The organism is Acinetobacter sp. AKBS16, assembly GCF_002899995.1.
Taxonomy (GTDB): Bacteria; Pseudomonadota; Gammaproteobacteria; order Pseudomonadales; family Moraxellaceae; genus Acinetobacter; species Acinetobacter baumannii.
In genome coordinates, this window is sequence record NZ_POYH01000040.1 from 25434 (window position 1) to 51120 (window position 25687).

Sequence of the window (25687 nt, forward strand, 5' to 3'; positions counted from 1 at the left end):
TAGAAGAGATAGAATCAGAAGTTCTTACGGATAGGATGATGCGCATAAGTCCGGTACTTATCACGTTATTTTGGAAAAAATACACCGATTGCAAGGAGCAATAAGATGGTGTTGAAAAGTGATGGATATTCTTCAGACCATATTCGGTTAAATCGTTTTGTATTTTGGAGTTCGGCAGTCAGTATCGGCATTTTTGGCCTATTATTTGTGCTGTTTCCAGAAAAAAGTCAGTTTTGGCTGACCTATGTGCAAGAGCAGGTAAACCACTTTTTCGGGTGGTATTACATGTTGGTGATTGTGCTGTGTTTAGGCTTTGTGGCTTGGCTTGCCTTCTCAAGAGTGGGACAGATTCCTTTAGGAAAAGACCACGACAAACCTGAGTTTGGCTATTTGGCTTGGACCTCAATGTTGTTTTCGGCAGGTATTGGTATCGCATTACTTTATTATGGTGTTGCTGAACCTGTTGACCATTTTCTAAGACCGCCAGAAGGTGAGGCCGGTACTATTCAGGCCGCCCGCAATGCCATGACCTATAGCTTTTTGCACTGGGGTATTCATGGCTGGGTACTTTATGCCTTGTTGGGTGTGACCTTAGGTTATTTTGCCTTTAGACAAGATTTACCACTCGCACTACGCTCGGCACTCTATCCAATTTTTGGAGAGCGAGTTCATGGCCTGGTAGGTGATTTTGTCGATGGCTTTGGTATTTTAGCAACCGTAATTTCTTTGGTGACCAACTTAGGTATTGGTGCTTTGGTGTTGGTTTCAGGCATTTGTTATTTAATTCCTGAAATTCCTGATAACTCTGCAACTTTAATTACTGCAGTTTTAATCATGATGTTTGTGGCGACAGTTACTACAGTGGTCGGGATTGAAAAAGGCTTGGCATGGTTATCACGGATTAATTTACGTTTGCTCTATGCCTTACTTTTATTTGTATTTTTAACAGGACCGACCAACCATTTGTTAAATGGTCTTGTGCAAAATACGGGTGATTACCTTAATAATTTTATGGGTAAAAGCTTTGATATGTATTTATACAATCAAAAAGCCAGTGGCTGGTTGGGTTCATGGACTGTGTTTTATTGGGCATGGTGGATTGCTTGGGCACCTTTTGTAGGAATGTTTATTGCCCGCATTTCCAAAGGCCGAACTATTCGAGAAGTGGTTTTGGGTGTATGCCTTATTCCATTAGGTTTTACCTTGGCTTGGATCTCGATTTTTGGAAATACTGCAATTCATTTAATTCTCAATCAAAAACAGAAAGTTTTAGGTGATATGGTTTTAAGTGACCCTGCATTGTCATTATTCAAATTACTCGAATATCTCCCGTTTAATCCGTATATTGCCGGGATTGTTGTTGTAATTTGTTTCGTTTTATTTTTGACACCGGTTGGGTCTGGTACACTAATGATCGCCAATTTGTCCTCGAAAGGGGGCACCAGTGATAGTGATTCACCGATCTGGTTACGCATCTTTTGGTCTGTGGTCATTACCATTGTAAGTATCGGCTTATTATTAGCAGGTAGTTTTAACTCCATGCAAAGTGCAGTGGTGTTATGTGGTTTACCATTTTCAGTCATTATTTTGCTTTATATGTTTGGTCTAGCCAAAGCCTTAAAGCAAGATGATTTTGACCCGAATGTTGCGAAAAAGCAGTTAGCTATTTCAAAAGACATTTCTATTCCATCGAATTGTGACCAGAACAAAGTGACCGAGGTTTTATAACCTTGGTTCATCACATTTATTTATATTTTTTGCGTTCAAAGCAGTCTTTTCATTATTGTTAAATAGTGAAAAGACTAAATTGAATATTTTATTTTTCTTCTATTCCTTGAGGATTGTATGGCAACAGATAATCCAAGAGCAGTTGATGATTTAACATTATCTAAATCTAAAAAAGACCCGCTTAACCGTGTGGTTTTTTATATTTCAGCTCTAATCATTTTAATCTTTTCTCTCGTTACTTTTTTATTTAACGATTTCGCAAATCGAACCATTAACACCGTCCTTGCGTGGGTAACGTCAACCTTTGGCTGGTACTATTTACTGGCTGCAACGCTGTATATGGTGTTTGTAATTTTCATTGCCTGTTCACGCTATGGTGAGATTAAACTTGGCCCTAAACATTCAAAGCCTGAGTTTAGTTTACTGAGTTGGTCTGCCATGCTGTTTTCGGCAGGTATTGGTATCGATTTAATGTTCTTCTCGGTGGCTGAGCCATTATCTCATTATATGCAGCCGCCTGTTGGCGTAGGTCAGACCTATGAAGCGGCACGCCAAAGTATGGTGTGGACGCTGTTTCACTATGGTTTGACCGGTTGGTGTATGTATGCCTTGATTGGTATGGCACTTGGTTATTTCAGTTATCGCTATAACTTGCCGCTTACCATTCGTTCTGCACTTTACCCAATTTTTGGAAACAGAATTAATGGGGCCATCGGCCATAGTGTAGATACTGCTGCCGTCATCGGGACAATTTTTGGTATTGCGACCACCTGCGGGATTGGCGTGGTACAGCTGAACTATGGTTTACATGTTTTATTAGGACTGCCAGAGAATATCTGGATGCAGTTTGCACTCATTGCCATTGCAGTTGGTATTAGTATTATTTCTGTGACATCTGGGGTGAATAAAGGCCTTCGGATTTTGTCTGAAATCAATATTTATGTATCAATTGGTCTTTTACTGTTTATTTTGTTCTTGGGCAATACCGAGTTTTTACTCAATGCGCTGGTACAAAATATTGGTGATTATTTAACTCGCTTCCCAACCTTAGCCTTACAAAGTTTTGCTTTTGAGCAACCTAAAGATTGGATGAGCAGTTGGACCTTGTTCTTCTGGGCATGGTGGATTGCTTGGTCGCCATTTGTAGGGTTATTTTTGGCCCGCATTTCTAGAGGCCGTACTATTCGTGAGTTTGTGTGCGGGACTTTAATTATTCCTCTGTTATTTACCTTAACGTGGTTATCCATTTTTGGTAATAGCGCATTGCACAGTGTTATTTTTGAAGGCAACCAGACTTTAGCTGCAACGGTATTATCTAATCCGGCACATGGTTTTTATGACCTGTTAGCGCAGTACCCGGGTTTTACCTTTATTGCTTCAGTCGCAACAGTGACGGGCCTTTTATTCTATGTGACTTCTGCCGATTCGGGGGCATTGGTTTTAGGTAACTTCACGACCAAGCTTACCCATATTGATAATGATGCGCCGCGTTGGTTAAGCGTGTTTTGGGCAATTGCCATTGGGCTATTAACGCTTGCTATGCTGATGACCAACGGGATTACCGCTTTACAGAACGCAACCATCATTATGGGACTGCCGTTTAGTTTCGTGATGTTCCTTGTCATGGCGGGGCTTTATAAGTCGCTCAGACTTGAAGACTACAGGCATGCCAGTCGAAGTATGAACGCGGCACCTGTGGTGGGTAACGTCGACATTCTCAATTGGAAACAGCGTTTGACTCGGGTTATGCATCATCCGGGAACGACTGAAACCAGACGAATGCTCGATACCGTTTGCAAACCTGCCGTTCAAGCTGTTGCCGATGAACTCATTAAGCAAGGTATGAACGTAGATGTGCAGCAAACACCACTTGAAGATGAAGAGGCGCTATATCATCTCGATATCACTATTCATTTGGAAGAAGAGCAAAACTTCGTTTATCAGATTTGGCCTGTTCGTTATAGCGCACCTAACTTTAGTCAGCGTGTAAAACGAGGCAAACAGTTCTATTACCGTCTCGAAACCTATCTTTATGAAGGTTCTCAAGACAACGACCTTGTTGGTTACAGTAAAGAACAGGTTATTAATGACATTTTAGATAAATATGAAAGACATATGACGTTCTTACATATTAATCGTATTAGCCCTGGGAACCGTCCATTATTCCCAGATCCACAAGCTTAAGGGGAATATGCATGGTTTCACCATATCTGCATTCTTTTGCTTTATTTTTCTCTTTGCTCAATCCTTTTTTAATGAGCATTTATATGATTGGCCTCATCCGCCATTCAGAAACCAAGGTATTTAACAAAGCCTTAATTCAGGGGAGCTTGATTGCTTATATCGTCTTTATGCTGTTTGCATGGGGCGGTGAAGCAATCTTTAGTAAATACCTGAATGTACGCTTTGAAGCTTTCCAGATTTTTGGTGGTCTTATCTTTTTGGTGATTGGTTACCGCTATGTGTTTCAGGGTGCAGATACCATTGGTGAAATGCGCGGTGCACCAGAACATTTGGCTGGCACCATCGCTATGCCTTTTATGATTGGGCCGGGAACCATTAGTGCAGCTGTGGTGACAGGTATTGAAATGTCGATTGGTGCTGCGGCACTTGTGATCGGGTTTACCATGTTTTTAACATGCAGTATTTTGATCTTGATGAAATTTTCACATGATCATTTACGTTACAAACATGCAAAATACATCGATCGCTATTTCGATATTGTCGGGCGTTTATCTGCTTTATTAATCGGTACGATTGCTGTTGATATGATTATTAATGGCGTTACCGGACTGATCAATAAAGTATAGCGAACCTCATATAAAACGATGCTGTGTCATTTAAAATGGAACAAAATGGCATAGCATCTTTTGATTAATTTTGACCGCTCAATAACTGTTTATTTAAGAAAAACTAAAAAATTATTAAAAATAATAGCTTAAAAAATATTCGTTCAAAAAAAGAATTAACAATATTAAAAAATACGATGCTATGTTGTGGATTTAAGCATGTTTTTTTTGTGAATTATCAACCATAATGTTTTCTGAGCTTGTTTGAGACAGAGTTGAGTCATGCCTACATTAGATGAAATGACAACCGTAACTGACGATCAGTCAGAATTAACCATGTCAGTTTTAATGACACCGGACATGGCAAATTTTTCAGGTAATGTTCATGGTGGAACAATTCTAAAGTTGCTAGACCAAGTGGCCTATGCTTGTGCAAGTCGTTATTCAGGCAGCTATGTCGTAACGTTGTCTGTAGACAAAGTAAATTTTAAAGAACCTATTTATGTAGGTGAACTCGTTACATTTTTAGCGAGTGTGAACCATGTGGGACGTACTTCAATGGAAGTGGGTATCCGTGTGGAAGCTCAAAATATTCAAAAGCGTACCGTTCGTCATACCAATAGCTGTTATTTCACTATGGTTGCGGTTGATGAGCATGGTAAACCACGCGAAGTGCCTAAATTAAATTTAGATACCGAGTGGAAACGTTGCCGATTTGAAGCGGCTGAACATCGTAAGGTATTGCGCTTACAAGAGAATCATAATCCTTCTTGTAGCATGTATAAGAAAACTTCTTAAAAAAAAAGATCGAACCGCAGCATGGTTCGATCTTTTTTCTTCACCGAAATTTAACGTCCTGTTTCGTTTCAGTAAAATTATCTCTGAGCTTGGAGGAGAGTGCAGAGATAATTAACGAGTTGCAGGAGCAGCTTCAGAAGCAGAACCTACAGCGTCAGAAGCAGCATTTGCAGTGTTTGCTTGCTCTTGAGTTGAAACAACAACTTTTTCTTCACCAGCAGTGTTATGTGCTTGGTCGTGCTTAGAAGCAGCGAAAGTTGAAGCAGCAGTTAAAGCTAGTGTAGTAGCGAGTAAAGTTTTAGCTAATTTCATTTTATGGCATCCTTAAATTCATTAAAAAATAAATCAAACCTAATCGTTCTGACCTACATCGAACATATAGGGCTGAATGATTAAGCTAGGACACATGCTAAGCCGAGCTTGGGATTACATCAATTAACTTAACAATCTATTACGCCTATCTTAACAATATGAAATATAACGTCCGTTTATGTGCGTCTACTGTAAAATTAAAGCGCTACTTGAGCGTTAAAAATGTGAAAGAATATTTCGTATTGAGTAAAAAAAAAGCAAGTTAGTTACGTAAACAAAACACTCTGGCATGAATTGTGAATGTCCTTAAATAGGATATTTCGTTTAATTATTATTTTTCTAAAGTTAATTTAGATAATTGATGAGATGCATGTCACATATTTGGTGCTTTAGCCTGATAATTGAAAAGTATATCTTCAAAGTGAAAAATTATTTTCATGCTACTTAAACAGTGATATACCTTTCTTAGTTTTTAAACCTTGTTGATTTGAGCCGCTTGTGAAACTGATTGCCCAAAAAACTGTTCCTACCCATATTATTTCAGGGTTTTTAGGGGCAGGGAAAACGACATTATTGCAACATTTATTAAGTCAGAAACCGAAAGATGAAGTGTGGGCTGTCTTAATGAATGAATTTGGGCAAATCGGAGTCGATCAACAACTCCTACCTCAAGATCAAGGTTATGCAGTCAAAGAACTATTGGGCGGCTGTTTATGTTGTAGTAGCCAACTTCCTATGCATATTGCTTTGGCTCGCTTGTTAAGTGAACAAAAGCCAGACCGACTCTTTATTGAACCTACAGGGCTTGGACACCCTTCGCAATTATTTGATCAGTTAACGGAACCACATTGGCAAAACAGCTTAGCTATGCGTGCACTAGTGACTGTGGTTGATGGTAGTCGTTTGCATGACACCAATTGGGTCAAGCAAAACCTATATGAAGACCAATTAAAAGCTGCACAGATTGTGGTGGTTTCTCATGCCGATACCATGACTTTTGAAGATGAACAGGCACTTGTTGAGCTTAAAGAAGAATACCAACCTTATCAGCAACAATGGCTAAAGACTGAACATGGTCAACTTGAACTGGCGCAAATTGATGTGCCTGCGCGTTTAACTGCACGCTCTATACAGCCTTTACTCAAGCTGCAAAAGCAAATGACTGAAGCCGAAGTTGCAAAAGAAATTCACCAACTGCCTTATCATTATGTCGAGTCGGCGCAGGGTTATATGGTCGCGGGTTGGAAATTTCCTAAGCGTTGGAAATTTGAGTTTTATGCTTTGCTCGATGTGTTGTGTGCACAACAAGACTGGCTACGTATTAAGGGAATTTTTAATACAGATCAGGGATGGAAGACCTTTAACTTTAATCCTGAGCAGTTTAACTATAAGTCTGGTGAAGAGGGCATTGATAACCGCATTGAAATGATTAGCCAACATGAACATGACTGGCTGGCATTTGAAACTGAACTATTAGCTTGCAGAATTGAACAATAGAGAACATTGAAATACTTCAATATTCTCTATGAGAGATTTAATTTTTTATATTAAGTACTTGTTTCGCTTGTGCATGATCGATGTCTTTTTCCCAATGGGCAATGACTACGGTCGCTACACAGTTACCAATTAAGTTGGTGCAGGCACGGATAATTCCGATAAACCAGTCTACAGATAGTAAAAGTACCAAACCAATTGCAGGTAAACTTGGAATTACAGAAAGTGTTGCAGCAAGAATCACTAAGGCTGACCCCGGAATGCCGTGTGCACCTTTCGATGTAATAAGCGAAACTAATAAAATAGCCAGTAAGTCGTGCATGGAGAGATTAATATTGCAGGCCTGTGCAATAAAGATCACGCCTAATGTTAAATAAATTGAAAAGCCGTCTAAATTAAAAGAATAACCGGTAGGAATAACCAGACCGACTGTTGAATCTTTAATTCCCAAGTTTTTAAGCTTTTTCATGATTTGGGGTAAAACGGAATCAGAAGAGGCTGTCCCTAAAACAATAGCGAGTTCATCTTTAAAATAGCCGACAAATTTAAAGATATTCAGTCCGGTGAGTTTTAAAATTGAACCCAAAATAATGACAACAAATAAAATGCAAGTCGCATAAAAGAGTAAAACTAAATAACCGAGTTGCAGGAGTGAATCTAATCCAAATTTTGCAGTGGTATAAGCAACTGAACCAAATACACCAATCGGTGCCAAGCGAATAATGAGTCCCATAATTTTAAAGAAGACTTCCGAAAAAGCTTCAAGCGCTTGACGGACCAACTCTGCTAAATGTTTAGGAATTAACAGTAGGGAAATGCCAAATAAAATAGCGATGAGTAAAACTTGTAAAATATCGCCGTTAGCAAAAGCGGCAGTAAATGTTTTCGGAATAATATTAAGTAAAAACTCTGAACCTGTATGCATGTCATGAGCACGTTCGGTATAGGTACTTAAATCTTTAGCATCTAAATGAGTAATATCGATATTCATACCGACGCCCGGTTTAAAGACATAAGCAACAATAATTCCCAAAATTAAAGCAATACTCGTGACCACTTCAAAATAAAGAATCGTTTTTGCACCGACTTTGCCCATTTTTTTAATATCGTTTGCACCATAGATTCCCAGTACCACTACACAGAATACAATTGGAGCAATCAACATTTTAATGAGAGAAATAAAACCATCACCAAGAGGTTTTAAAGCTAGGGGAAATCATGAAAAGCAAGACCTACTGCAATACCGAGGAAGAGAGCGCAGAGGACTTGTAGAAATAAACTACGTTTAAGTTTTTGCCACATAAGTCATAAAATCAAGAGAGGAATACAACCCCTTTCAAGCAAAAAGCCCGCCAACTTTGAAAGTGGTTAGATGTTTTGAAATAAGATGCAAATGGAGAGGATAAGAAGTTTTACATTACTGAGTTTTTTCTATAATTTTTTAATTAAAATCGAGTATTCTTAGCGCCAAATTTTTGGACATATTAACTATGGCGCTTAAAGCAACAATTTATAAAGCAGATCTGAATATTGCCAATATGGATGACCATATTTATGGCGATTATCAACTGACGCTTGCCTTACATCCTTCTGAAACTTTAGAACGATTAATGGTTCGTGTCATGGCATTTGCACGTTTCGCAAGTGATAGCCTTGAGTTTACCAAAGACCTTTTTGAAACCGATGAGCCTGCACTTTGGCAAAAAGACTTAACAGGACAGTTAGAAACCTGGATTGAAGTTGGTTTACCGTCTGAAGATAAAGTGAAAAAAGCCAGTGCCCGTTGTAAAACTGTGGCAATTGTCGCTTATGGTTCACAAGTTGAAGATTGGTGGAAGAGAAACAGTAAAATTAAAACCTTGAGTAATGTTCAAGTTTGGCAGCTAGCACCTGAAAGTACAGCAGAGTTAGAGCAGCTTTGTGAGCGTACCATCCAGCTTCAGTTAAATGTTATGGACAACGAATGGACTTTGTTAAGTGACAAGGGCCAAGCGAATGTTGTGTGGACCCAATTACAGTAAAACTGAAAAGCGCAACAAATTTTACAAATTCACTTGTTAGACTAAAGATCAAGTCTGAGCTGTGAAATTAAACGAACGGGAATATTATGATCACTGAATTAGAAATTATCGATTTAAAAGTAGGCGAAGGTAAAGAAGCGGTTAAAGGTGCCTTAATTACGACTCACTATACAGGTTGGTTAGAAGACGGCACTAAATTCGACTCTTCCCTTGACCGCGGAAATTATTTCGAGTGTGTCATTGGTACAGGCCGTGTGATTAAAGGTTGGGACCAAGGCATTATGGGAATGAAAGTTGGCGGAAAACGTAAACTTATGGTTCCTGCTCATTTGGCTTATGGCGAACGCAAAATGGGTAAAATTATTCCGGCAAACTCAAATTTGATTTTTGAAATTGAATTATTTGATGTAAAAACTCGCGATGATTGAAATCAAACCGTTTAGAGCTCGACTTTATCTATAAGCTTTAAATATAAATATATTCGATATTTATATTTTAGCTTTTTAAATATTTAAGATTATTTTCAGTTTATTTAATTATAAAGGTGAACTGAAAAACTGTTCTGTTAGGGCAGTTTGAACTTAAGGACTAAATAAATAAGAATTTTAGTTCTTAAGTTTAAATTTCACATAAATAATCTATATTGCTATTGAGACGCTATTTCATGATTACCCGCTTTGCATCTCCTTTGTTGAACCTCACGCTTGGCTTGGCTCTAGCAGGCTTGTCAGGTATGGCATTAGCTAACCCACCTAAAATAGATGCTTCAACACTTACGGTCATTGGGTATCATGAAATTACCGATACTAAAAATGCCTTAATTCCTCAATATGCGGTCACCACTCAACAATTTACTGAGCATGTCGATTGGCTGCAAAAAAATGGCTTCCATTTTATTACCGTAGACCAGTTGATCCGTGCTCATCAGGGCAAGGCGGCACTTCCAACCAAGCCAGTTTTATTAACTGTAGATGATGGTTATCAGTCTTTCTACCAAAATGCATATCCTGTTATTAAGGCTAAAAAAATCCCAGTGGTACTTGCGGTAGTGGGTTCATGGTTAGAACCAAAAGCAGGGCAGAAAGTCGATTTTTCGGGTGAAGAAATTCCACGTGATAAAATCTTAAGCTGGGGTGAGCTCAAAGAAATGCAAGATAGCGGGTTTGTTGAAATTGCAAGCCATAGTTATCATTTACACCGCGGTATTACAGGCAACCCGCAAGGGAACTCTGAACCAGCGGCAACGACACGTTTTTATGATGTAAAAACTAAAACTTATGAAAATGACAGCCAATATCAGGCTCGTATTTATAATGATTTAAAAAAGAATAATCAGCTACTTAAAGAGCATGGTATACGTTCACCACGTATTATGGTGTGGCCATATGGTCGCTATAATATGCAAACGGTCCAAATTGCTAAAAAGCTTGGCATGCCAATTACCATCACGCTTGATGATGGCGCGGATCATGCGAAACAATCTCTACAAAATATGAGCCGTATTTTGGTAGAGGGCGGAATGAGTACTAATGATTTGGCTCAAGAGATTAAGAACCGTGAATTAAACTTAACGGATAACAACCGTCCGCAAAAAATCATGCATATTGATCTCGACTATATTTATGATCCGGATCCGCAACAACAAGAACGAAATTTGGGGCACTTGTTAGATCGAATTAATGCGATGGGGGTAAATACAGTTTATTTGCAGGCATTTTCAGATCCGGATGCTAATGGTTCTGCCGATATGGTATATTTCCCGAACCGTCATATCCCAATGCGTGCGGACTTGTTTAACCGTGTAGCATGGCAAATTCAAACCCGTACGCCTGTAAGTCGTATTTATGCTTGGATGCCTCTATTGGCCTGGGAATTACCAAAAACTGATCCGGTATCAAAAGATTTAGTCGTGACAGAGCAGGCAAAAGCTGGTGAACACCTGAATATGGGTTATATCCGTTTAAGTCCGTTCTCACCTCAGGCTCGCCAAACTATTCGTGAGATTTATCAAGATTTGGCCAAGTCAGCGTCTTTCAATGGAATTTTATTCCATGACGATGTCACATTATCTGATTATGAAGATGCAAGCCCAGATGCATTAAAAGCTTATGCGAAACAAGGCTTACCAACAGATTTGGCAAAAATCCGTGAAAACGATCAAGATTTGCAAAAATGGACCGCATATAAGACAAAATATCTAGATGATTTTGCAATGCAACTTGTTGAAGACGTGCGACAATATGAACCGTTCTTGCTTACAGCTCGTAACTTATATGCGCAAGTTGCCTTAAAACCATATGCGGAAAACTGGTATTCACAATCGCTTGAAGAGTCATTAAGACGTTATGATTTTACGGCTATTATGGCAATGCCTTATATGGAGCAGGTCGATAACGCCGATCAATTTTATAAAGACATGATTGATCGCGTGAAAAAATATCCAAACGGCATTAAGAAAACAGTTTTTGAGCTACAAGCAACAAACTGGCGTAACAACGAAAAGGTACCGTCAACTGAAATGGCAGCAACAATTCACTCACTCTATCAGCAAGGTGCAATGCACGTTGCATACTATCCAGATGACCCAATCAAAGATCATCCGGACGTGAACGTGATGCATAAAGCATTTGCTGAAAAATCATCTCGTCTTGTGCCATAGGCGAGGCTGAAACATGACAATCTTTGCTGCTATATGGTCGCATGCCTTAAAATTCGTTTTCTATTATCCATTATTTATGTCGTATTTATGGATGATTGGCGCGATCATTTTCTATTGGAAGGAACGTAAAGCTCCGCCTTATGATCAGCCAGCTCCATTAGAAAGCTATCCTAAAGTTGCTGTGCTTATTCCTTGTTTTAATGAAGGGGATAATGCAGAGGAAACGATTACTCATGCTTTAAAATTGGATTATCCTCATTTTGAAGTCATTGCGATTAATGATGGCAGTTCGGATAATACAGGTGAAGTGCTGGATCGGTTAGCTGAACAACATGAAAAACTCCGTGTTGTTCATCTTGCACAAAACCAAGGTAAAGCCATGGGGTTGCAAGCTGGAAGCTTAATGACCGATGCCGAGTTTTTAATTGGTATTGATGGTGATGCTTTACTTGACCCGCATGCAGCAAAGTGGATGGTTCGTCATTTTCTTCAAAATCCGACTGTTGCAGCCGTGACGGGTAACCCGCGTATCCGTACCCGTTCAACTTTATTAGGTCGTATTCAGGTTGGTGAGTTTTCTTCAATTGTCGGCATGATTAAACGTGCTCAGCGTACCTTTGGCCGTTTATTTACTGTATCTGGTGTTATTACGGCTTTTCGTAAGAGCGCTGTTCACCAAGTGGACTATTGGTCACCTAATATGTTGACCGAAGACATCGATATTACTTGGAAATTGCAACGTGCCGGCTGGGACATTCGTTTTGAACCGAATGCCTTGGTTTGGATTTTAATGCCTGAAACTTTAAACGGATTGTGGAAACAGCGTTTACGTTGGGCAATGGGTGGAGCACAGGTATTAATTAAAAATATTGATGTGTTCACCAAACCAAAATTGAACTTTTTATGGCCTTTAATGTTTGAGCTTTGCTTAACTTTAGTCTGGTCATATTTAATGCTGGCGATGGCTTTATTGTGGGTGGTACATTTTATTTTACCGGTCCCTGCATTAGCCGTTGTGAGCTCTCCATTTTTACCGTATGGTAGCGGTATTTTATTGGGGGCAACCTGTCTCATTCAGTTTGCTTTAAGCAAATGGATGGATAGTCGTTATGAACCGCATCTAGGAAAAAACTATTTCTGGATGATCTGGTATCCATTGGTCTTTTGGCTAATCACCATCTCGGCAACTATTGTGGCATTTCCAAAAGTCTTACGACGTGGAGATGAGAAACGTGCGCGTTGGGTGAGCCCGGATCGGGGCATTCGTGGATGAAATGCAAGAGTCATGAGATTTTAAAGATCGTGCTGTATTGATGTCTGGGGAAAAACCACAGCACTTCGTTAGGTAAAGAGAAATGAAGACAAATTCGTTGATTATTGATTTACGCCGTCAATTGCCATGGCATAAACGCTATGCTTCTACAACAAGCACAGCCATGATGTGGGCGGCTTGGTTGTTGTTGTGGCGTCCATTCGTGTTTATCTGGGTATTGGCAGAGCTGCAAAAAACTCATTTAGTACATCGTTTGTTCAGTGCATTCGGTGTAGGAATTGAACATGGTATTACAGCGCTGATTGCTTGTGCGGTCGGGTTGCTACTCTGGAGTCATGTGTTGCCTGAACGCCGTGTAGAAGGTAGTGAACTGAACATGAAACAGACAGATGACTATGCGCGCTATTTTGATTTGCCTGTGCAAGAAATTGAGCAGGGTCGTAGCCAAAAAATTACGGTCGTTCACCATAATGAATTTGGTAAAATCATTAGAGTTGAATAAAGTATATTTATGAAAGAAAGCCCACATCATGTGGGCTTTCTTTTCACTAATTTCGGTATATCCATAAGTTTTAAACTGTAGAGCGCAGTGCTTGAGTAGGACTTATTTACCTTTAAAAACAGGAGGTCTTTTTTGCAGCATGGCGAAAACACCTTCTTGAACATCTTCTGTTGTGAGTAAAGGCTGAAGATGGTTTTGCAGTTGGTTAAAAGCCACTTCGTAACCTTCATTGACTGCCTCACGAGCAGAGGCGAGGGTCGCTTTTACAGCAAGTGGTGCAGCTTGCGCGATATGTTCAGCAAGTTCTATAGCACGTTTAAGCTCCGTACCTTCTGGACATATTTCTGTAATGAGGTTCATGTCAAAAGCAGTTTTGGCATCAAAAGAGTCACCAGTGAGCAAATAGCGCATGGCTTTGGCCCAACCCGCGGCTTGAGTAAAACGTGCAGTTGCTCCGCCAAAAGGTAAGATGCCACGTTGAACTTCCATTTGAGCAAATTGGGTATTTTCACTCGCAATCGTAATATCTGCATTCAGAAATAGTTCTATACCAGCGGTATAGCAATAACCCTGCACTGCCACTATCAAAGGTTTACTCAGTTTTCGGCCTATTGTGCCCCAAGGGTTAATTTCGTTTTCACTAAAATCAAATACACCCGTAGCGAGTTTAGGCTGTAACTCAACTAGGTCTAAACCAGCTGTAAAATGGTCACCGTGAGCAAAAACAATCGCACAGCGCAGGGCGTCATTATTTTCATATTCGGTGAGCGCTAGTGATAAGTCTTTGATCATGTGACTATCAAAAGCATTACGTTTTGCTGCCCGATCTAAGCCAATTAAAAAAATATGTCCGCGAGTTTCACGGCTGACTTTTCCTTCTTGATTTGACATATTTTCATGCTCTTTTATTTGCCTTTCATTATCTTTTAAACAATCATTGAAAAACTAGCAAATAGAAATTGTTAGCAACTCGATCAGTATTTCTTTTATTTATCTATTGAAATAAATCAATTTCATGCGAAAAGGATAAATCCTTAGACAGAGTCAATTTCCATGATTTATTTAAATTAGCAGTTTGCTTCGCTTTATATTTTTCTCATAATACGCTGTCAAATTGATCTCAATAAGCAGCTTCTCTTATGTCACCTCTAGAAATTTTCGCGGTCTTAATTAGCCTCATTGGAGTTGGATTAACGGTAATCCGTAATATGTGGTGCTGGCTGTTTAATTTCTTTGCTTTTGTCCTATATGCCTATTTGTTTTACGAATTTAAGCTTTATGGCGAAACGATTTTGCAATTCTTTTTTATGGTCGTAAATTTTTATGGCTTTTACTATTGGCTCAAAGGAAAACAGCAAGATCATGACATTCGAATCGAGCCTATTGCAGTTCAAACAGCTATCATTCAAATGATTATTGCCGCGGTAGGTGGCTTAGTCTTTGGTTTGGTTCTTAAAAACTTTACCGATGCAGCGGTGCCGATGCTCGACTCACAGCTTGCAGCATTTAGCTTGCTTGCAACTTACTGGACCAGCCGAAAGCATATTGCGACATGGATCCTTTGGGTATTTGTCGATATTGTTTATGTCGGCATGTTTATCTATAAAGAGCTGTTTTTAACTTCAGCCTTATATGCAGCCTTTGTATTAATGGCAGCTTATGGTTGGTATCAATGGGAAAAGGTCAAAAGAAAGCAGAACTTAGGTGTTGGGCAGCTTTAATTGGGAGAATAAGCATGTTGTTGAGTTTAGATGTTTATAAACAACAACAGTTTGATCAAATTGCTGCAAAAATTATAGCTGAGCCTGCAAAATATATAGATTTTAATTCAGTATCGGATTTTTATAACGCTGCTTGGCTCAAGAACTTTCCACAAGGGACCCAAGTCTCTGCGACAGGTTTAGATGATGGGGCTGAAGAGTTTTATGCAGTAGTACAGTTTAAACAGCAGTACTTAAAGTTTGATATTAAAGAAAATCATTCAACACTGAGTTTTCAGAATATGAATGGTGAAACTTTTAAGTGTAATTTTTAATTGAAGAAATAAGAGTATTAAAAAAAGCGACTTAACGTCGCTTTTTTTAATAGATAAATTTTGAAATTTTATCTGCCGTTGCGATGACTAGAGCAGCGATATCTTCTTTAAAGGTCTTCTCATCATAGGTGGTAATTGGGCAACTCACTGAAAGGACAGCCACCATTTTTCCATTTGATTGTTTGAAAATAGGAGCAGCACAAGCAGCCATGTCATGGTTGTAATGTCCCCAGCTCACCATCGACTTTTGAGTTTTTACATAATTTAATTTTTGCAATAACGCTTTTAAACTGGTTGGGGTAAGTTCTGAGTAACTATCCCAGTCATTAAAATTGCGATAGCGTTGACGTACTTCTGCCTCTGGTAAATCTGACAATAACATTTGACCAATAACTGTAGCATGGGCAGGCCAGCGAGTACCTAAACTAATATTGCTGGTAAACGTACCCATAGATTGAACGTTATTTACAAAAACAATGTGTGTACCTTCTAAAACGGTCAGGTGTACTGCAAGTTTGGTCTGGTCACGTAGTTCTTTCATTAAAGGCGTTGATAAATCAAGTAATGAAAGCTTTGATAAACTGTTAAAACCAAGCTCCATAACTTTTGAATCAAGCGCATATGTTTTTTGTGAAGCCTTTCTTAAGTAACCGCAAGCTTCAAGTGTATAGATAAGCCGAAATGCACTAGAACGGTTCACTTCCAAAATTTCGGCAATTTCTGTAATCGTCATTTCTTGTGCTTGTTGATTAAATGCTTGCAAGATGGCTAAACCACGCACAAGCCCTGGTACTAAATACCTATCATCATTTTTTGTTGTTTCTGATTCTTGCGAATCTTCTTCAATCTCTAGGCTCATTCGTGTCGTTTTCCTATAAATAAAACAGGGTTCGAATTGGGGCATTATGCTTTATTTTAGAACTATTGTAATTATAAAGATTACATAAAACAATTTTTATATTTAAAACATTGTTTCTAACTTGAAACGTAACAAATTATTTAAAATTTATTAATCAATTGATTTTAATATTTATTTTTACTTTGACAAAAATTAATCAAGAGGATTATGCTTAGCTTGTGTTTTGAAAATCAAATTATGTTTTGTATATAAAACAAAATGAGGACGCAAGGTATGAGTTGGATCTCAGTTTGTCAGCAGGGTGACGTTAGCGAAGATGAGCCGAAAGCCGTCGAAGTTGAAGGGAAAAAAATTGGTGTTTTTTTTGTCGATGAAAATTACTTCGCTATCGAAAATGTTTGCCCTCATGCGTATGCCTTATTAACGGAAGGATTTATCGAAGATCAAACTGTGGAATGTCCATTGCACGAAGCAATTTTTGACATTCAGACAGGTGAGCTAAAAAGTGGACCCGGGTGTAGAAACCTATGTACGTACCCAGTTCGTGTTGAAGGACAGGATATTCAAATTCAACTCTAGTCCTCACATGTACAAGGAAGCAGAACAATGAAGACATTTAATGAAAAGTTGGCAAGCTGGATTCATGCAACGCCGGCAACCGAAGCAGGTATCAACAATATTCAAGTTCCAGGTCAATCTGAATTGTTGGTTTGGCAAACACGTTATAAAGAACCGACTCTCTACGAACAAGACTTTGTAAAGAACTTGATTCAGGCATTTTCTGCGGGCGCAACAGAATTAGATGAGGTTGTTTCTGCACTTAATCAGCAAGGTTTCCGCTCTGAATCTGGTGATGAATGGACTTCTGAGAGCTTTACAGAAGAAATGCAACGTTTAGGTTATTGATTCAGGGAAGAATAAAATGAACGCAATCGTATCAACTTCACAAAGCGCTGAAGAATATTTAGAACTTGGTTTACGTGACCAATGGCATCCGGTTTTAGCAAGTTGGGAAGTCGCTGCTAATCCGGTTGGGATTACCCGTTTAGGTGAAAACATTGTGGTTTGGCGTGATGCCGAAGGTCAGGTACATGCGCTTGAAGATCGCTGTCCACACCGCGGTGCTCGTCTTTCACTCGGCTGGAACTTGGGTGATCGAGTTGCTTGCTGGTATCACGGTGTTGAAGTTCGTGCTGATGGTGTGGTTGCTGATGTGCCAGCCGTTCATGAATGCCCAATGACTGGAACCAAGTGTTTAAAGAGCTATCCGGTCATTGAACAGCATGGTGCAATCTTCATCTGGTTTGGTATCGATGCAAATGAACAACCCGCACCGCTTGAGTTCCCAGAACAACTGGCAAGCGAAGAGTGGAGTTCATTCCTTTGCCAAGCAGACTGGAAAGTAAACCATCAATATGCCATTGATAACGTCATGGACCCAATGCACGGTACATATTTGCACTGTACTTCACATTCAATGGCAGAAGGTGAACGTACCGCAGAGATGAAACACCGCACAACTGAAAATGGTTTTGTTTTTGAAAAAGAAGGCCAAACAGGTGTGAACTTTGACTGGGTTGAATATGGTTCGACCGGTGCAAGTTGGTTACGTCTTTCAATTCCTTACCGTAAACAGTTTGGTCCGGGTGGTGAATTCTGGATTGTGGGTTACGCAACGCCAATTGATGCCAATAATACCCGTGTATTTTTCTGGCGCTGCCGTAAGGTGAGTGGTTGGCAACGTAATGTATGGCGCTTCTTATATCGCAATCATTTAGAACAATTGCATTGGGATGTATTGGAACAAGACCGCATTATTTTAGAAAACCTTGCGCCAAATGCACGTGCAAGAGAATTCTTATATCAGCACGACGTTGGGCTTGCACGTTTACGCCGTTTAATGAAGAAAGAAGCTGAGAAGCAATTAAAGAAAATTGCTGCGCTAAATGCATCAAACCGTATCGAGATGCAGGAAGAAGCTCATGGCTAATGTAGCGTTGTTGCAAGGCAAAAAAGTTTTAGTGACTGGTGCTGCACGTGGTTTAGGGCGGGATTTCGCTCAAGCCATTGCCGAGGCTGGTGCTGAAGTTGTGATGGCAGATATTTTGTCTGACTTGGTGCAACAAGAAGCGCAAGCGTTACAGCAACAAGGGCTAAACGTTCATGCAGTAACAGTTGACCTTGCCAATGCAGACTCTATTGAAAATGCGGTTGCAAAAAGCGTGGAAGTATTACAAGGACTAGATGGCCTTGTGAACTGTGCAGCGCTTGCAACCAATGTCGGTGGAAAAAATATGATTGATTACGATCCTGAACTTTGGGATCGAGTCATGAATATTAATGTAAAAGGCACATGGTTAATTACAAAAGCGTGTATTCCACATTTAAAACAATCGGCTGCCGGCAAGATTATTAATGTTGCGTCAGATACAGCACTTTGGGGCGCGCCAAACCTGATGGCTTATGTGGCGAGTAAAGGTGCAATTGTTGCCATGACGCGTTCAATGGCAAGAGAGTTGGGGCAGTTCAATATTTGTGTCAACACATTGTCTCCGGGGCTGACACTGGTTGAAGCAACCGAGTATGTGCCACAGGAACGTCATGATTTATATGTCAACGGAAGAGCGATTCAACGTCAGCAACTTCCACAAGATTTAAATGGAACAGCATTGTATCTACTGTCGGATTTGTCCTCTTTTGTGACAGGTCAAAATATTCCGGTCAATGGCGGTTTTGTCTTTAACTAAGGAGTAGTCAAATGATTACAGGGATCGAGATTTTAAAGTTTGGAGTTGAAGATAGAGCCGCTTCAAACAAGTTTTTGGCAGATTTTGGTTTAAGCCAAAGTACTTCGGATATTGAAGGCACAGATCTTTACCAAACCCAAAATGGCAGCAAGATTTATCTATTTAATTGTGATGATGACCGTTTGCCTGCTGCCATTGAACAAGGTTCAACTTTACGTGAAGTCACTTGGGGCGTTGATAGTCTTCAAGACCTTGAAGACTTGGCAGCTCGTTTGGCCGATGTAGACGGTTTTAAACGTACTGAAAATACAGTTCAGTGTCTTGACCCAAATGGCATGACTATTCGTTTTGAACAAAGTTTTGTTAAGGAAGTTCCTGAACTTAAAACGGAAGGCATTAACCAATACGGCAATATTCAGCGTGTTAATGCAGCAAGTCCTGTTTATGAAAAAGGTCAACCTGTTGCGATTGGACATGTGGTGTTTTTCACACCGGATTTAGCAACTACTGAAAACTTCTATATTGAAAAAGTAGGCTTTCATTTATCTGATGCTTACAAAAATCGCGGTGCATTCTTACGTTGTCGCGGTGAAGGTTATCACCACGATTTATTCTTACTTAGCGTTCCAAATAAACCTGCGGGCCTAAATCACGTTGCATTTGTTGTTCGTGATATTCATGAGGTGATTGGAGGCGGTTTACATATGAACCGTTCAGAGTGGTCAACCTTTATTGGACCGGGACGTCATCCAATTTCTTCTGCTTATTTCTGGTACGTCAACTCACCATTGGGTGGTGCATTTGAATATTACACCAACGATGATTATTTGACCGAAGAATGGCAGCCACGTGTAGAAGAACATCGTCTAGAGCTTTTCACCGAGTGGGCGATTGAAGGTGGTCTTGATGACAAAACCCGCCGTCAGGTGAAGCCTGTTTAACAGGCATTGCTTTACAAGGAAGAAAGGCTATGGAAAAGATTGTAATTGTAGGGGCGGGGCAGGCTGCAGGTTGGGCAGTTAGTACCTTACGTCAAAATGGATATGTGGGTGAAATTCATGTGGTCTCAAATGAAGATCAGGTGTTTTATGAGCGTCCGCCACTGTCTAAGCAAGTACTTTCAAAAGAAGCAAGTTATGAAAGTTTGAATCTGTTCTCTCCAGAACAGGTTCAAGAGTTCAACATTCAATGGCACAAACCGGAAATTGCAACAAAAGTCGATCGCGAGCAAAAGCAGGTTCATTTAGAAAGTGGACAGGTTTTACCCTATGACAAATTGTTGATTGCAACAGGAAGCCGCGCCCGTGTACCCGTCAATACATGGCAGTTCATTCCAAATGTTGTGACTTTACGAAATGTACGTGACTGTGAACGTCTGGCTGAAATTTTAAAGAATGCAAAAAATGTGGCTGTGATTGGCGGTGGCTGGATTGGTTTGGAAATCGCTGCAACCGCACGTAAGCAAGGGAAAGAGGTTCATATTTTTGAATATGGTGACCGCTTATGTGCAAGAAGTGTGAGTCCGGAAGTTTCTGCATTTTTAAAAAATATGCATGAGGCTCAAGGCACAAAAATTCATTTAGACAGCAAGAGCCTTCATTTGGTGGAAGCACCAGATCAAAAAGTTGAAGTGGTGAACCATCCTCAACATAGTCAGTTATTTGATTGTGTTGTAGTGGGTGCAGGTGCCGAAATTGCGAAAGAGTTAGGCGTACACGCTGGGCTCGATGTGAAAGATGGCATTGTAGTGAATTGTTTTGCAAACCTCAGATCAAGACATTTATGCCGCAGGTGATGTCGCGATTCATCCGGGTTTGGGCTATTGCATTCAGTCTTGGGCAAATGCACAAAATCAGGCGATTGCAGCTGCGAAATCAATGCTCGGAATTGAAACTGAATATACCGATATTCCTTGGCTTTGGTCTGATCAATATCACTTTAATATCCAGATTTTAGGAACATATCAACCTGAAAAAAACAAAGAAGTGGTGATTCGCCAAGGTGGTGAAGATCAGGTGAGCTATCTATATCTGGACCATGAAAATCGCTTGCTGAATATGATTGCCATTAATGACTCGAAGTTAATCAAGCTGGCAAAGCGTTGGATGCAAGCCAACACCGTTTTAGATCCAAAATTATTAGCAGATGCTGAATTTAATGTCATGAAGTTAAAACCGTAAACATTAAATCTGGTTCTCATTACCAAATCGAAGGAATGACACATGAGTAATGAAGAAAAAAGTGGATTAAAGCATTGGGTACCTGCTTTTGTCCTTATGGTGTGTGTAGTACTGGCATTTTTCGACAAGATCAGTATTGCGGTTTTATTTTCAGACCCACATTTTCAAAGCTCGATGGGAATTGCTGAAGATAAAGCCAAGCTCGGATGGCTCATGACAAGTTTTTTACTTGCTTATGGTTTTTCATCAGTCTTCCTAAGCTTTTTAGGCGACATTTTTAACCCAAAGAAAATGTTGTTCTGGAGTGTGACTTCTTGGGGTTTACTCATGCTTTGCATGGGCTTTACCACCAGCTACTCAGGCATGTTGATTTTACGGGTTCTACTCGGTTTGGCAGAAGGTCCGCTATTTGCTTTGGCGTACACCATTGTTAAGCAGACTTATACAGACCGTCAGCAGGCACGTGCCTCAACCATGTTCTTACTGGGTACACCGATTGGTGCATTCCTTGGGTTCCCAATTACGGCAGCCGTTCTGGCACACCACGATTGGCACACCACTTTTTTTGTGATGGCTGCGCTCACACTCATTGCAATTTTAAGCATTGTTTTTGGTCTGCGTAACTTACAGCTCAAGAAAACTGTTGAGCTTGAAGGTGAAAGTAAACGTACTAACTTCAAAGGCCATATCGCCAACACCAAAGTACTTGTGAGCAATAGCGCATTCTGGTTGGTGTGCTTATTCAATATTGCCTTAATGACTTATTTGTGGGGCCTAAACAGTTGGGTTCCTTCTTATCTCATGCAAGACAAAGGATTCAACCTCAAAGAGTTTGGGGTGTATTCAAGCTTTCCATTCATTGCCATGTTAATTGGCGAAGTGGTTGGTGCGTTTTTATCTGACAAATTAGGCCGCCGCGCAATTCAAGTATTCAGCGGTTTATTACTCGCGGGCATCTTCATGTATGTGATGGTCATTATGACTGAGCCATTATTGATTATTGCTGCCATGTCTTTAAGCGCTATGGCGTGGGGCTTTGGAGTAGCTGCGGTATTTGCTCTGCTTGCCCGAGTAACCACCTCAAATGTAGGTGCGACAGCGGGTGGAATATTTAATGGGTTAGGCAATTTTGCAAGTGCAATTGCACCTGTACTGATCGGTTACATCGTGATGCAAACACATAGTTTTAATTTGGGAATTACCTTCTTGGCTGCAGTCGCTGTCATTGGGTCGTTGTTCTTGGTTCCTCTTTTAAAACGTTATTAATTCACTGTATAGGAGTTTAAAAAATGACTACACAACAATTCGAATCGTGGAAACAGCCGGAAGGCGCTTCTTTAGAAGATTGGTTAAACACACGTATTGCTCGCTTTGAGACTCGTAAATATGACTTTGAGGCTTTGAAGTTCCAAGCTGATTACGACCCGAAATATCGTCGTGCTCAAATGCGCTATATGGGAACGGGTGCAACTGGTGTTGCAAATGACAGCAACACTGTACCTGCAGAGAACTTTACGTTTTCGACTATGGTGCTACCACCACAGTGTGAAGGTCCTTTGCATATTCACCACGACGTTGAAGAAGTTTTCTTTATGCTCCGCGGCGAAATTGATTTGTTTATTGAGCACAACGGAGAGAAATTCCAGACCCGTTTAAAAGAGCGTGACCTGATTTCAATTCCACCGGGAATCTACCGTGGTTTGTTTAACCCAGGTCAAGAAGACGCCTTGATGTGCGTGATGTTGGGAACAGGTAAACCAACAATTCCTAACTATCCACCAGAGCATCCATTGTCTCAAATCAAACGTTAATTGTTTGATGAAGTGAATAAAAGGAAAGAATTAAAAATGATGACACTCATTGAAAAGTTAGCAGAATTTCCGGTGAAAACGGTCAATGTTCAAGGCCAGCAACAAGCCTATCGGGAAGCTGGTCAGGGCGAATACCTTGTGCTGTTGCATGGCATTAGTTCCGGTTCTGCTTCATGGGTAAACCAACTTGAAGTGCTGTCTCATCATTTTCATGTCATTGCCTGGGACGCACCGGGCTATGGCAAATCAGCTGAACTTTTAACGGATCAGCCCAATGCTACCGACTACGCAAAGCGTTTGGCAGCGTTGTTCGATGCTTTAAAAATTGAAAAAGCGATTGTAGTGGGACACTCATTAGGTGCCTTACAGGGCAGTGCATTTGCTGCACTTTACCCCGAGCGAGTGAAACACTTGGTGGTCGCTAACTTGGCGCAAGGCTACCAACGCCACGATGAACAAACACAAATTCAGGTTTTTGAAAAAAGACCAAAAATGTTGAAAGAACTCGGTGCTAAAGGAATGGCCCAAAGTCGTGGACCTCATTTGATTTATAAACAAGAGCCACAAGCCTTAGCTTTAGTTTCAGAAGTGATGCAGCAGTTGACCTTACAAGGTTTCACACATGCATCGTACTTACTGGCATATGACGAAATACGTAATTATTTAACCGATTTAAAAGTCCCATGCACAGTGATTGCAGGGCAGCAAGATCAAATCACTCCTGCGTTAGGTATACAAGAGCTTGCTCAGGAATTGCAGTTGGAACAGCGCTTCGTCATAGAAGATGCAGGACATTTAAGTTATGTCGACCAACCGCAAGCATTTAACCAAATTATGTTGACGATTCAGAAACAATCGTAAGAGAGATTAAGGATTATGAGCTTCCAAGTTGAAGGAAAAGTTGCAGTTGTTACCGGTGGCTCATCTGGGATTGGGCTGGCTGCTGTTGAAATACTGGTTGCAGAGGGTGCAAAAGTTGCTTGGTGTGGTCGCGATGAAGAACGTTTAAATGCTTCTAAGCACTATATTTTAGAAAAATTTCCACATGCCAATATTTTTACCAAAGCATGTAATGTTTTGAAAAAAGAAGAAGTTCAGCAATTTGCCAAAGAGGTCAAACTCAATTTGGGCAATGTGGACATGCTTATTAACAATGCTGGACAAGGCCGTGTTTCAAATTTTGAAAATACACAAGATGAAGACTGGATGAAAGAGATTGAGCTGAAATATTTCAGTGTTTTACATCCGGTACGGGCTTTTCTTGACGATTTAAAACAGTCGGCAAATGCCTCAATTACCAATGTGAATTCGTTACTGGCATTGCAACCGGAACCACACATGATTGCGACTTCATCTGCACGCGCTGCACTGTTGAATTTAACCCATTCTTTGGCACATGAATTTACTCAATATGGCGTTCGTGTGAACTCGATTTTACTCGGTATGGTCGAATCTGCGCAGTGGAAACGCCGTTATGAGACCCGTTCAGATTTAAATCTGTCATGGGAAGAGTGGACAGGCAATATCGCAAAAAACCGTGGTATCCCAATGCAGCGTTTAGGCCGCCCGGAAGAGCCTGCACGTGCTTTAGTTTTCTTGGCATCACCATTGGCATCTTACACCACAGGTTCGGCAATAGATGTCTCAGGTGGTTTTAACAAACATTTATAAATATCAGGTGCTGTCATGAAAAAGTTGATGATGATTGGTTTTGGCGCAATGGCAGCAGAAGTGTATGCCCACTTGCCTCAAGATCTGCAACTCAAGTGGATTGTAGTGCCATCTCGCAGCATTGAAAAAGTTCAATCACAAGTCACGTCTGACATTCAAGTGATTTCAGATATTGAGCAATGTGATGGTACGCCAGACTATGTCATTGAGGTGGCAGGTCAAGCAGCAGTGAAAGAGCATGCTCAAAAAGTTTTAGCGAAAGGCTGGACCATTGGTCTGATTTCGGTGGGTACTTTGGCTGATAGTGAATTTTTGGTTCAGCTTAAGCAAACTGCCGAAAAATGATGCCCATCTGCATTTACTGGCAGGGGCTATCGCAGGTATTGACGGTATTTCTGCTGCTAAAGAAGGTGGCTTGCAAAAGGTCACTTACAAGGGCTGCAAAAGTCCAAAAAGCTGGAAGGGCAGTTATGCAGAGCAATTGGTCGATTTAGACCATGTTTCAGAACCTACGGTCTTTTTTACAGGAACTGCTCGTGAAGCTGCCATGAAATTTCCTGCCAATGCCAACGTTGCAGCAACCATTGCACTTGCAGGGCTTGGAATGGATGAAACCATGGTTGAGTTAACTGTTGATCCAACTATCAACAAGAACAAACACACCATTGTGGCAGAAGGTGGCTTTGGACAAATGACCATTGAACTGGTGGGCGTGCCGTTGCCAAGTAACCCGAAAACATCAACTTTGGCTGCGCTTAGCGTGATTCGTGCTTGTCGCAATAGTGTAGAAGCAATACAGATTTAAGAA

Annotated in this window: 24 protein-coding genes and 3 pseudogenes; 23 read left to right on the forward strand and 4 right to left on the reverse strand. The window is 40.4% G+C overall.

Features of this window, described 5'->3' with window-relative positions; all coding sequences use genetic code 11:
• Nucleotides 1–105: 105 nt before the first annotated feature.
• The 4 genes from C1642_RS06185 to C1642_RS06200 all read left to right on the forward strand — a co-directional run bounded on the left by C1642_RS06185 (nt 106) and on the right by C1642_RS06200 (nt 5315).
• Entirely contained in the window at nt 106–1728 is a 1623-nt protein-coding gene (locus C1642_RS06185) for a BCCT family transporter (protein ID WP_000243381.1), read from the forward strand.
• Nucleotides 1729–1845: 117 nt separating this feature from the next.
• Nucleotides 1846–3912, forward strand: a complete 2067-nt coding sequence (locus C1642_RS06190) for a choline transporter (protein WP_000179784.1) — start codon at nt 1846–1848, stop codon at nt 3910–3912.
• 11 nt (nt 3913–3923) lie between these two features.
• A complete protein-coding gene (locus tag C1642_RS06195; protein WP_017816539.1) occupies nt 3924–4538 on the forward strand; it encodes a MarC family protein in 615 nt (204 codons plus the stop codon).
• 261 nt (nt 4539–4799) lie between these two features.
• A complete protein-coding gene (locus C1642_RS06200) occupies nt 4800–5315 on the forward strand; it encodes an acyl-CoA thioesterase (protein WP_001142469.1) in 516 nt (171 codons plus the stop codon).
• A 111-nt stretch (nt 5316–5426) separates the two neighbouring features.
• Here the strand turns inward: C1642_RS06200 and C1642_RS06205 are convergent, their stop codons facing one another.
• Nucleotides 5427–5627, reverse strand: coding sequence for a hypothetical protein (locus C1642_RS06205; protein WP_000761577.1), 201 nt, complete (start codon nt 5625–5627; stop codon nt 5427–5429).
• A 498-nt stretch (nt 5628–6125) separates the two neighbouring features.
• On the opposite strand from C1642_RS06205, the gene C1642_RS06210 reads away from it, so the two are divergent.
• Nucleotides 6126–7124, forward strand: coding sequence for a CobW family GTP-binding protein (locus tag C1642_RS06210; protein ID WP_000766451.1), 999 nt, complete (start codon nt 6126–6128; stop codon nt 7122–7124).
• A gap of 37 nt (nt 7125–7161) precedes the next feature.
• Here the strand turns inward: C1642_RS06210 and dctA are convergent.
• Nucleotides 7162–8423 (reverse strand): annotated as a pseudogene (gene dctA / locus C1642_RS06215) (C4-dicarboxylate transporter DctA).
• Between the two features lie 188 nt (nt 8424–8611).
• Between dctA and C1642_RS06220 the strand changes: the two are divergent.
• The 5 genes from C1642_RS06220 (at nt 8612) to pgaD (ending at nt 13576) form a co-directional block, all read left to right on the forward strand.
• Nucleotides 8612–9142, forward strand: coding sequence for a YaeQ family protein (locus C1642_RS06220; RefSeq protein ID WP_103236074.1), 531 nt, complete (start codon nt 8612–8614; stop codon nt 9140–9142).
• Between the two features lie 86 nt (nt 9143–9228).
• Nucleotides 9229–9570, forward strand: coding sequence for an FKBP-type peptidyl-prolyl cis-trans isomerase (locus tag C1642_RS06225; protein WP_000627259.1), 342 nt, complete (start codon nt 9229–9231; stop codon nt 9568–9570).
• A 236-nt stretch (nt 9571–9806) separates the two neighbouring features.
• Nucleotides 9807–11801, forward strand: coding sequence for a poly-beta-1,6-N-acetyl-D-glucosamine N-deacetylase PgaB (gene pgaB / locus C1642_RS06230; protein WP_000632825.1), 1995 nt, complete (start codon nt 9807–9809; stop codon nt 11799–11801).
• A gap of 13 nt (nt 11802–11814) precedes the next feature.
• The gene (pgaC, locus tag C1642_RS06235; protein WP_000151614.1) at nt 11815–13074 is read left to right on the forward strand and encodes a poly-beta-1,6-N-acetyl-D-glucosamine synthase; all 1260 of its coding nucleotides are present in this window, start codon (nt 11815–11817) and stop codon (nt 13072–13074) included.
• A gap of 82 nt (nt 13075–13156) precedes the next feature.
• A complete protein-coding gene (pgaD, locus tag C1642_RS06240; RefSeq protein ID WP_000856365.1) occupies nt 13157–13576 on the forward strand; it encodes a poly-beta-1,6-N-acetyl-D-glucosamine biosynthesis protein PgaD in 420 nt (139 codons plus the stop codon).
• Between the two features lie 102 nt (nt 13577–13678).
• On the opposite strand, the gene C1642_RS06245 is transcribed toward pgaD, so the two are convergent.
• Nucleotides 13679–14467 (reverse strand): crotonase/enoyl-CoA hydratase family protein, encoded by a 789-nt coding sequence (locus C1642_RS06245; RefSeq protein WP_103236075.1) that lies wholly within the window; start codon nt 14465–14467, stop codon nt 13679–13681.
• A 248-nt stretch (nt 14468–14715) separates the two neighbouring features.
• Between C1642_RS06245 and pnuC the strand changes: the two genes are divergently transcribed.
• On the forward strand, nt 14716–15297 hold the full coding sequence (pnuC, locus tag C1642_RS06250; RefSeq protein WP_005132946.1) for a nicotinamide riboside transporter PnuC: 582 nt from the start codon (nt 14716–14718) through the stop codon (nt 15295–15297).
• Nucleotides 15298–15311: 14 nt separating this feature from the next.
• Nucleotides 15312–15611: a hypothetical protein gene (locus tag C1642_RS06255; RefSeq protein WP_103236076.1), complete on the forward strand. Its 300-nt coding sequence runs from the start codon at nt 15312–15314 to the stop codon at nt 15609–15611.
• A gap of 46 nt (nt 15612–15657) precedes the next feature.
• Here the strand turns inward: C1642_RS06255 and C1642_RS06260 are convergent, their stop codons facing one another.
• Entirely contained in the window at nt 15658–16470 is an 813-nt protein-coding gene (locus C1642_RS06260; protein ID WP_000051057.1) for an IclR family transcriptional regulator, read from the reverse strand.
• 273 nt (nt 16471–16743) lie between these two features.
• On the opposite strand from C1642_RS06260, the gene C1642_RS06265 reads away from it, so the two are divergent.
• The 11 genes and pseudogenes from C1642_RS06265 to C1642_RS06315 all read left to right on the forward strand — a co-directional run bounded on the left by C1642_RS06265 (nt 16744) and on the right by C1642_RS06315 (nt 25684).
• Complete coding sequence (locus C1642_RS06265) at nt 16744–17049, forward strand: non-heme iron oxygenase ferredoxin subunit (RefSeq protein ID WP_000118514.1); 306 nt, start codon at nt 16744–16746, stop codon at nt 17047–17049.
• Nucleotides 17050–17076: 27 nt separating this feature from the next.
• Nucleotides 17077–17376, forward strand: coding sequence for a recombinase-like helix-turn-helix domain-containing protein (locus C1642_RS06270; protein WP_000847097.1), 300 nt, complete (start codon nt 17077–17079; stop codon nt 17374–17376).
• Nucleotides 17377–17392: 16 nt separating this feature from the next.
• A complete protein-coding gene (locus C1642_RS06275; RefSeq protein WP_000991783.1) occupies nt 17393–18460 on the forward strand; it encodes an aromatic ring-hydroxylating oxygenase subunit alpha in 1068 nt (355 codons plus the stop codon).
• Entirely contained in the window at nt 18453–19217 is a 765-nt protein-coding gene (locus C1642_RS06280) for an SDR family oxidoreductase (protein WP_000024374.1), read from the forward strand. Before C1642_RS06275 ends, C1642_RS06280 begins: the two co-directional genes overlap by 8 nt.
• Before the next feature lie 11 nt (nt 19218–19228).
• A complete protein-coding gene (locus C1642_RS06285; RefSeq protein ID WP_103236077.1) occupies nt 19229–20158 on the forward strand; it encodes a VOC family protein in 930 nt (309 codons plus the stop codon).
• A 29-nt stretch (nt 20159–20187) separates the two neighbouring features.
• Nucleotides 20188–21397, forward strand: a pseudogene (locus C1642_RS06290) (NAD(P)/FAD-dependent oxidoreductase).
• A gap of 42 nt (nt 21398–21439) precedes the next feature.
• Nucleotides 21440–22663, forward strand: coding sequence for an MFS transporter (locus C1642_RS06295; RefSeq protein ID WP_000064049.1), 1224 nt, complete (start codon nt 21440–21442; stop codon nt 22661–22663).
• 23 nt (nt 22664–22686) lie between these two features.
• Nucleotides 22687–23208 (forward strand): cupin domain-containing protein, encoded by a 522-nt coding sequence (locus C1642_RS06300; RefSeq protein ID WP_000211626.1) that lies wholly within the window; start codon nt 22687–22689, stop codon nt 23206–23208.
• Between the two features lie 36 nt (nt 23209–23244).
• Entirely contained in the window at nt 23245–24069 is an 825-nt protein-coding gene (locus C1642_RS06305; RefSeq protein WP_103236078.1) for an alpha/beta fold hydrolase, read from the forward strand.
• Between the two features lie 15 nt (nt 24070–24084).
• A complete protein-coding gene (locus C1642_RS06310; protein WP_000009973.1) occupies nt 24085–24879 on the forward strand; it encodes an SDR family oxidoreductase in 795 nt (264 codons plus the stop codon).
• Between the two features lie 15 nt (nt 24880–24894).
• A pseudogene (locus C1642_RS06315) lies at nt 24895–25684 on the forward strand (aspartate dehydrogenase).
• The last annotated feature ends 3 nt before the right edge of the window (nt 25685–25687 follow it).

Bases quoted from the DNA above. Each gene is read 5' to 3' on its own strand.
- C1642_RS06220 (WP_103236074.1), top strand. From the start codon at position 8,612: ATGGCGCTTAAAGCAACAATTTATAAAGCAGATCTGAATATTGCCAAT.
- C1642_RS06195 (WP_017816539.1), top strand. From the start codon at position 3,924: ATGGTTTCACCATATCTGCATTCTTTTGCTTTATTTTTCTCTTTGCTC.
- C1642_RS06185 (WP_000243381.1), top strand. From the start codon at position 106: ATGGTGTTGAAAAGTGATGGATATTCTTCAGACCATATTCGGTTAAAT.
- C1642_RS06300 (WP_000211626.1), top strand. From the start codon at position 22,687: ATGACTACACAACAATTCGAATCGTGGAAACAGCCGGAAGGCGCTTCT.
- C1642_RS06270 (WP_000847097.1), top strand. From the start codon at position 17,077: ATGAAGACATTTAATGAAAAGTTGGCAAGCTGGATTCATGCAACGCCG.
- C1642_RS06225 (WP_000627259.1), top strand. From the start codon at position 9,229: ATGATCACTGAATTAGAAATTATCGATTTAAAAGTAGGCGAAGGTAAA.
- pgaD (WP_000856365.1), top strand. From the start codon at position 13,157: ATGAAGACAAATTCGTTGATTATTGATTTACGCCGTCAATTGCCATGG.
- pnuC (WP_005132946.1), top strand. From the start codon at position 14,716: ATGTCACCTCTAGAAATTTTCGCGGTCTTAATTAGCCTCATTGGAGTT.
- C1642_RS06260 (WP_000051057.1), bottom strand. From the start codon at position 16,470: ATGAGCCTAGAGATTGAAGAAGATTCGCAAGAATCAGAAACAACAAAA.
- C1642_RS06305 (WP_103236078.1), top strand. From the start codon at position 23,245: ATGATGACACTCATTGAAAAGTTAGCAGAATTTCCGGTGAAAACGGTC.
- C1642_RS06310 (WP_000009973.1), top strand. From the start codon at position 24,085: ATGAGCTTCCAAGTTGAAGGAAAAGTTGCAGTTGTTACCGGTGGCTCA.
- C1642_RS06255 (WP_103236076.1), top strand. From the start codon at position 15,312: ATGTTGTTGAGTTTAGATGTTTATAAACAACAACAGTTTGATCAAATT.
- C1642_RS06200 (WP_001142469.1), top strand. From the start codon at position 4,800: ATGCCTACATTAGATGAAATGACAACCGTAACTGACGATCAGTCAGAA.
- C1642_RS06280 (WP_000024374.1), top strand. From the start codon at position 18,453: ATGGCTAATGTAGCGTTGTTGCAAGGCAAAAAAGTTTTAGTGACTGGT.
- C1642_RS06265 (WP_000118514.1), top strand. From the start codon at position 16,744: ATGAGTTGGATCTCAGTTTGTCAGCAGGGTGACGTTAGCGAAGATGAG.
- C1642_RS06245 (WP_103236075.1), bottom strand. From the start codon at position 14,467: ATGTCAAATCAAGAAGGAAAAGTCAGCCGTGAAACTCGCGGACATATT.
- C1642_RS06275 (WP_000991783.1), top strand. From the start codon at position 17,393: ATGAACGCAATCGTATCAACTTCACAAAGCGCTGAAGAATATTTAGAA.
- C1642_RS06295 (WP_000064049.1), top strand. From the start codon at position 21,440: ATGAGTAATGAAGAAAAAAGTGGATTAAAGCATTGGGTACCTGCTTTT.
- C1642_RS06205 (WP_000761577.1), bottom strand. From the start codon at position 5,627: ATGAAATTAGCTAAAACTTTACTCGCTACTACACTAGCTTTAACTGCT.
- pgaB (WP_000632825.1), top strand. From the start codon at position 9,807: ATGATTACCCGCTTTGCATCTCCTTTGTTGAACCTCACGCTTGGCTTG.
- C1642_RS06190 (WP_000179784.1), top strand. From the start codon at position 1,846: ATGGCAACAGATAATCCAAGAGCAGTTGATGATTTAACATTATCTAAA.
- C1642_RS06285 (WP_103236077.1), top strand. From the start codon at position 19,229: ATGATTACAGGGATCGAGATTTTAAAGTTTGGAGTTGAAGATAGAGCC.
- pgaC (WP_000151614.1), top strand. From the start codon at position 11,815: ATGACAATCTTTGCTGCTATATGGTCGCATGCCTTAAAATTCGTTTTC.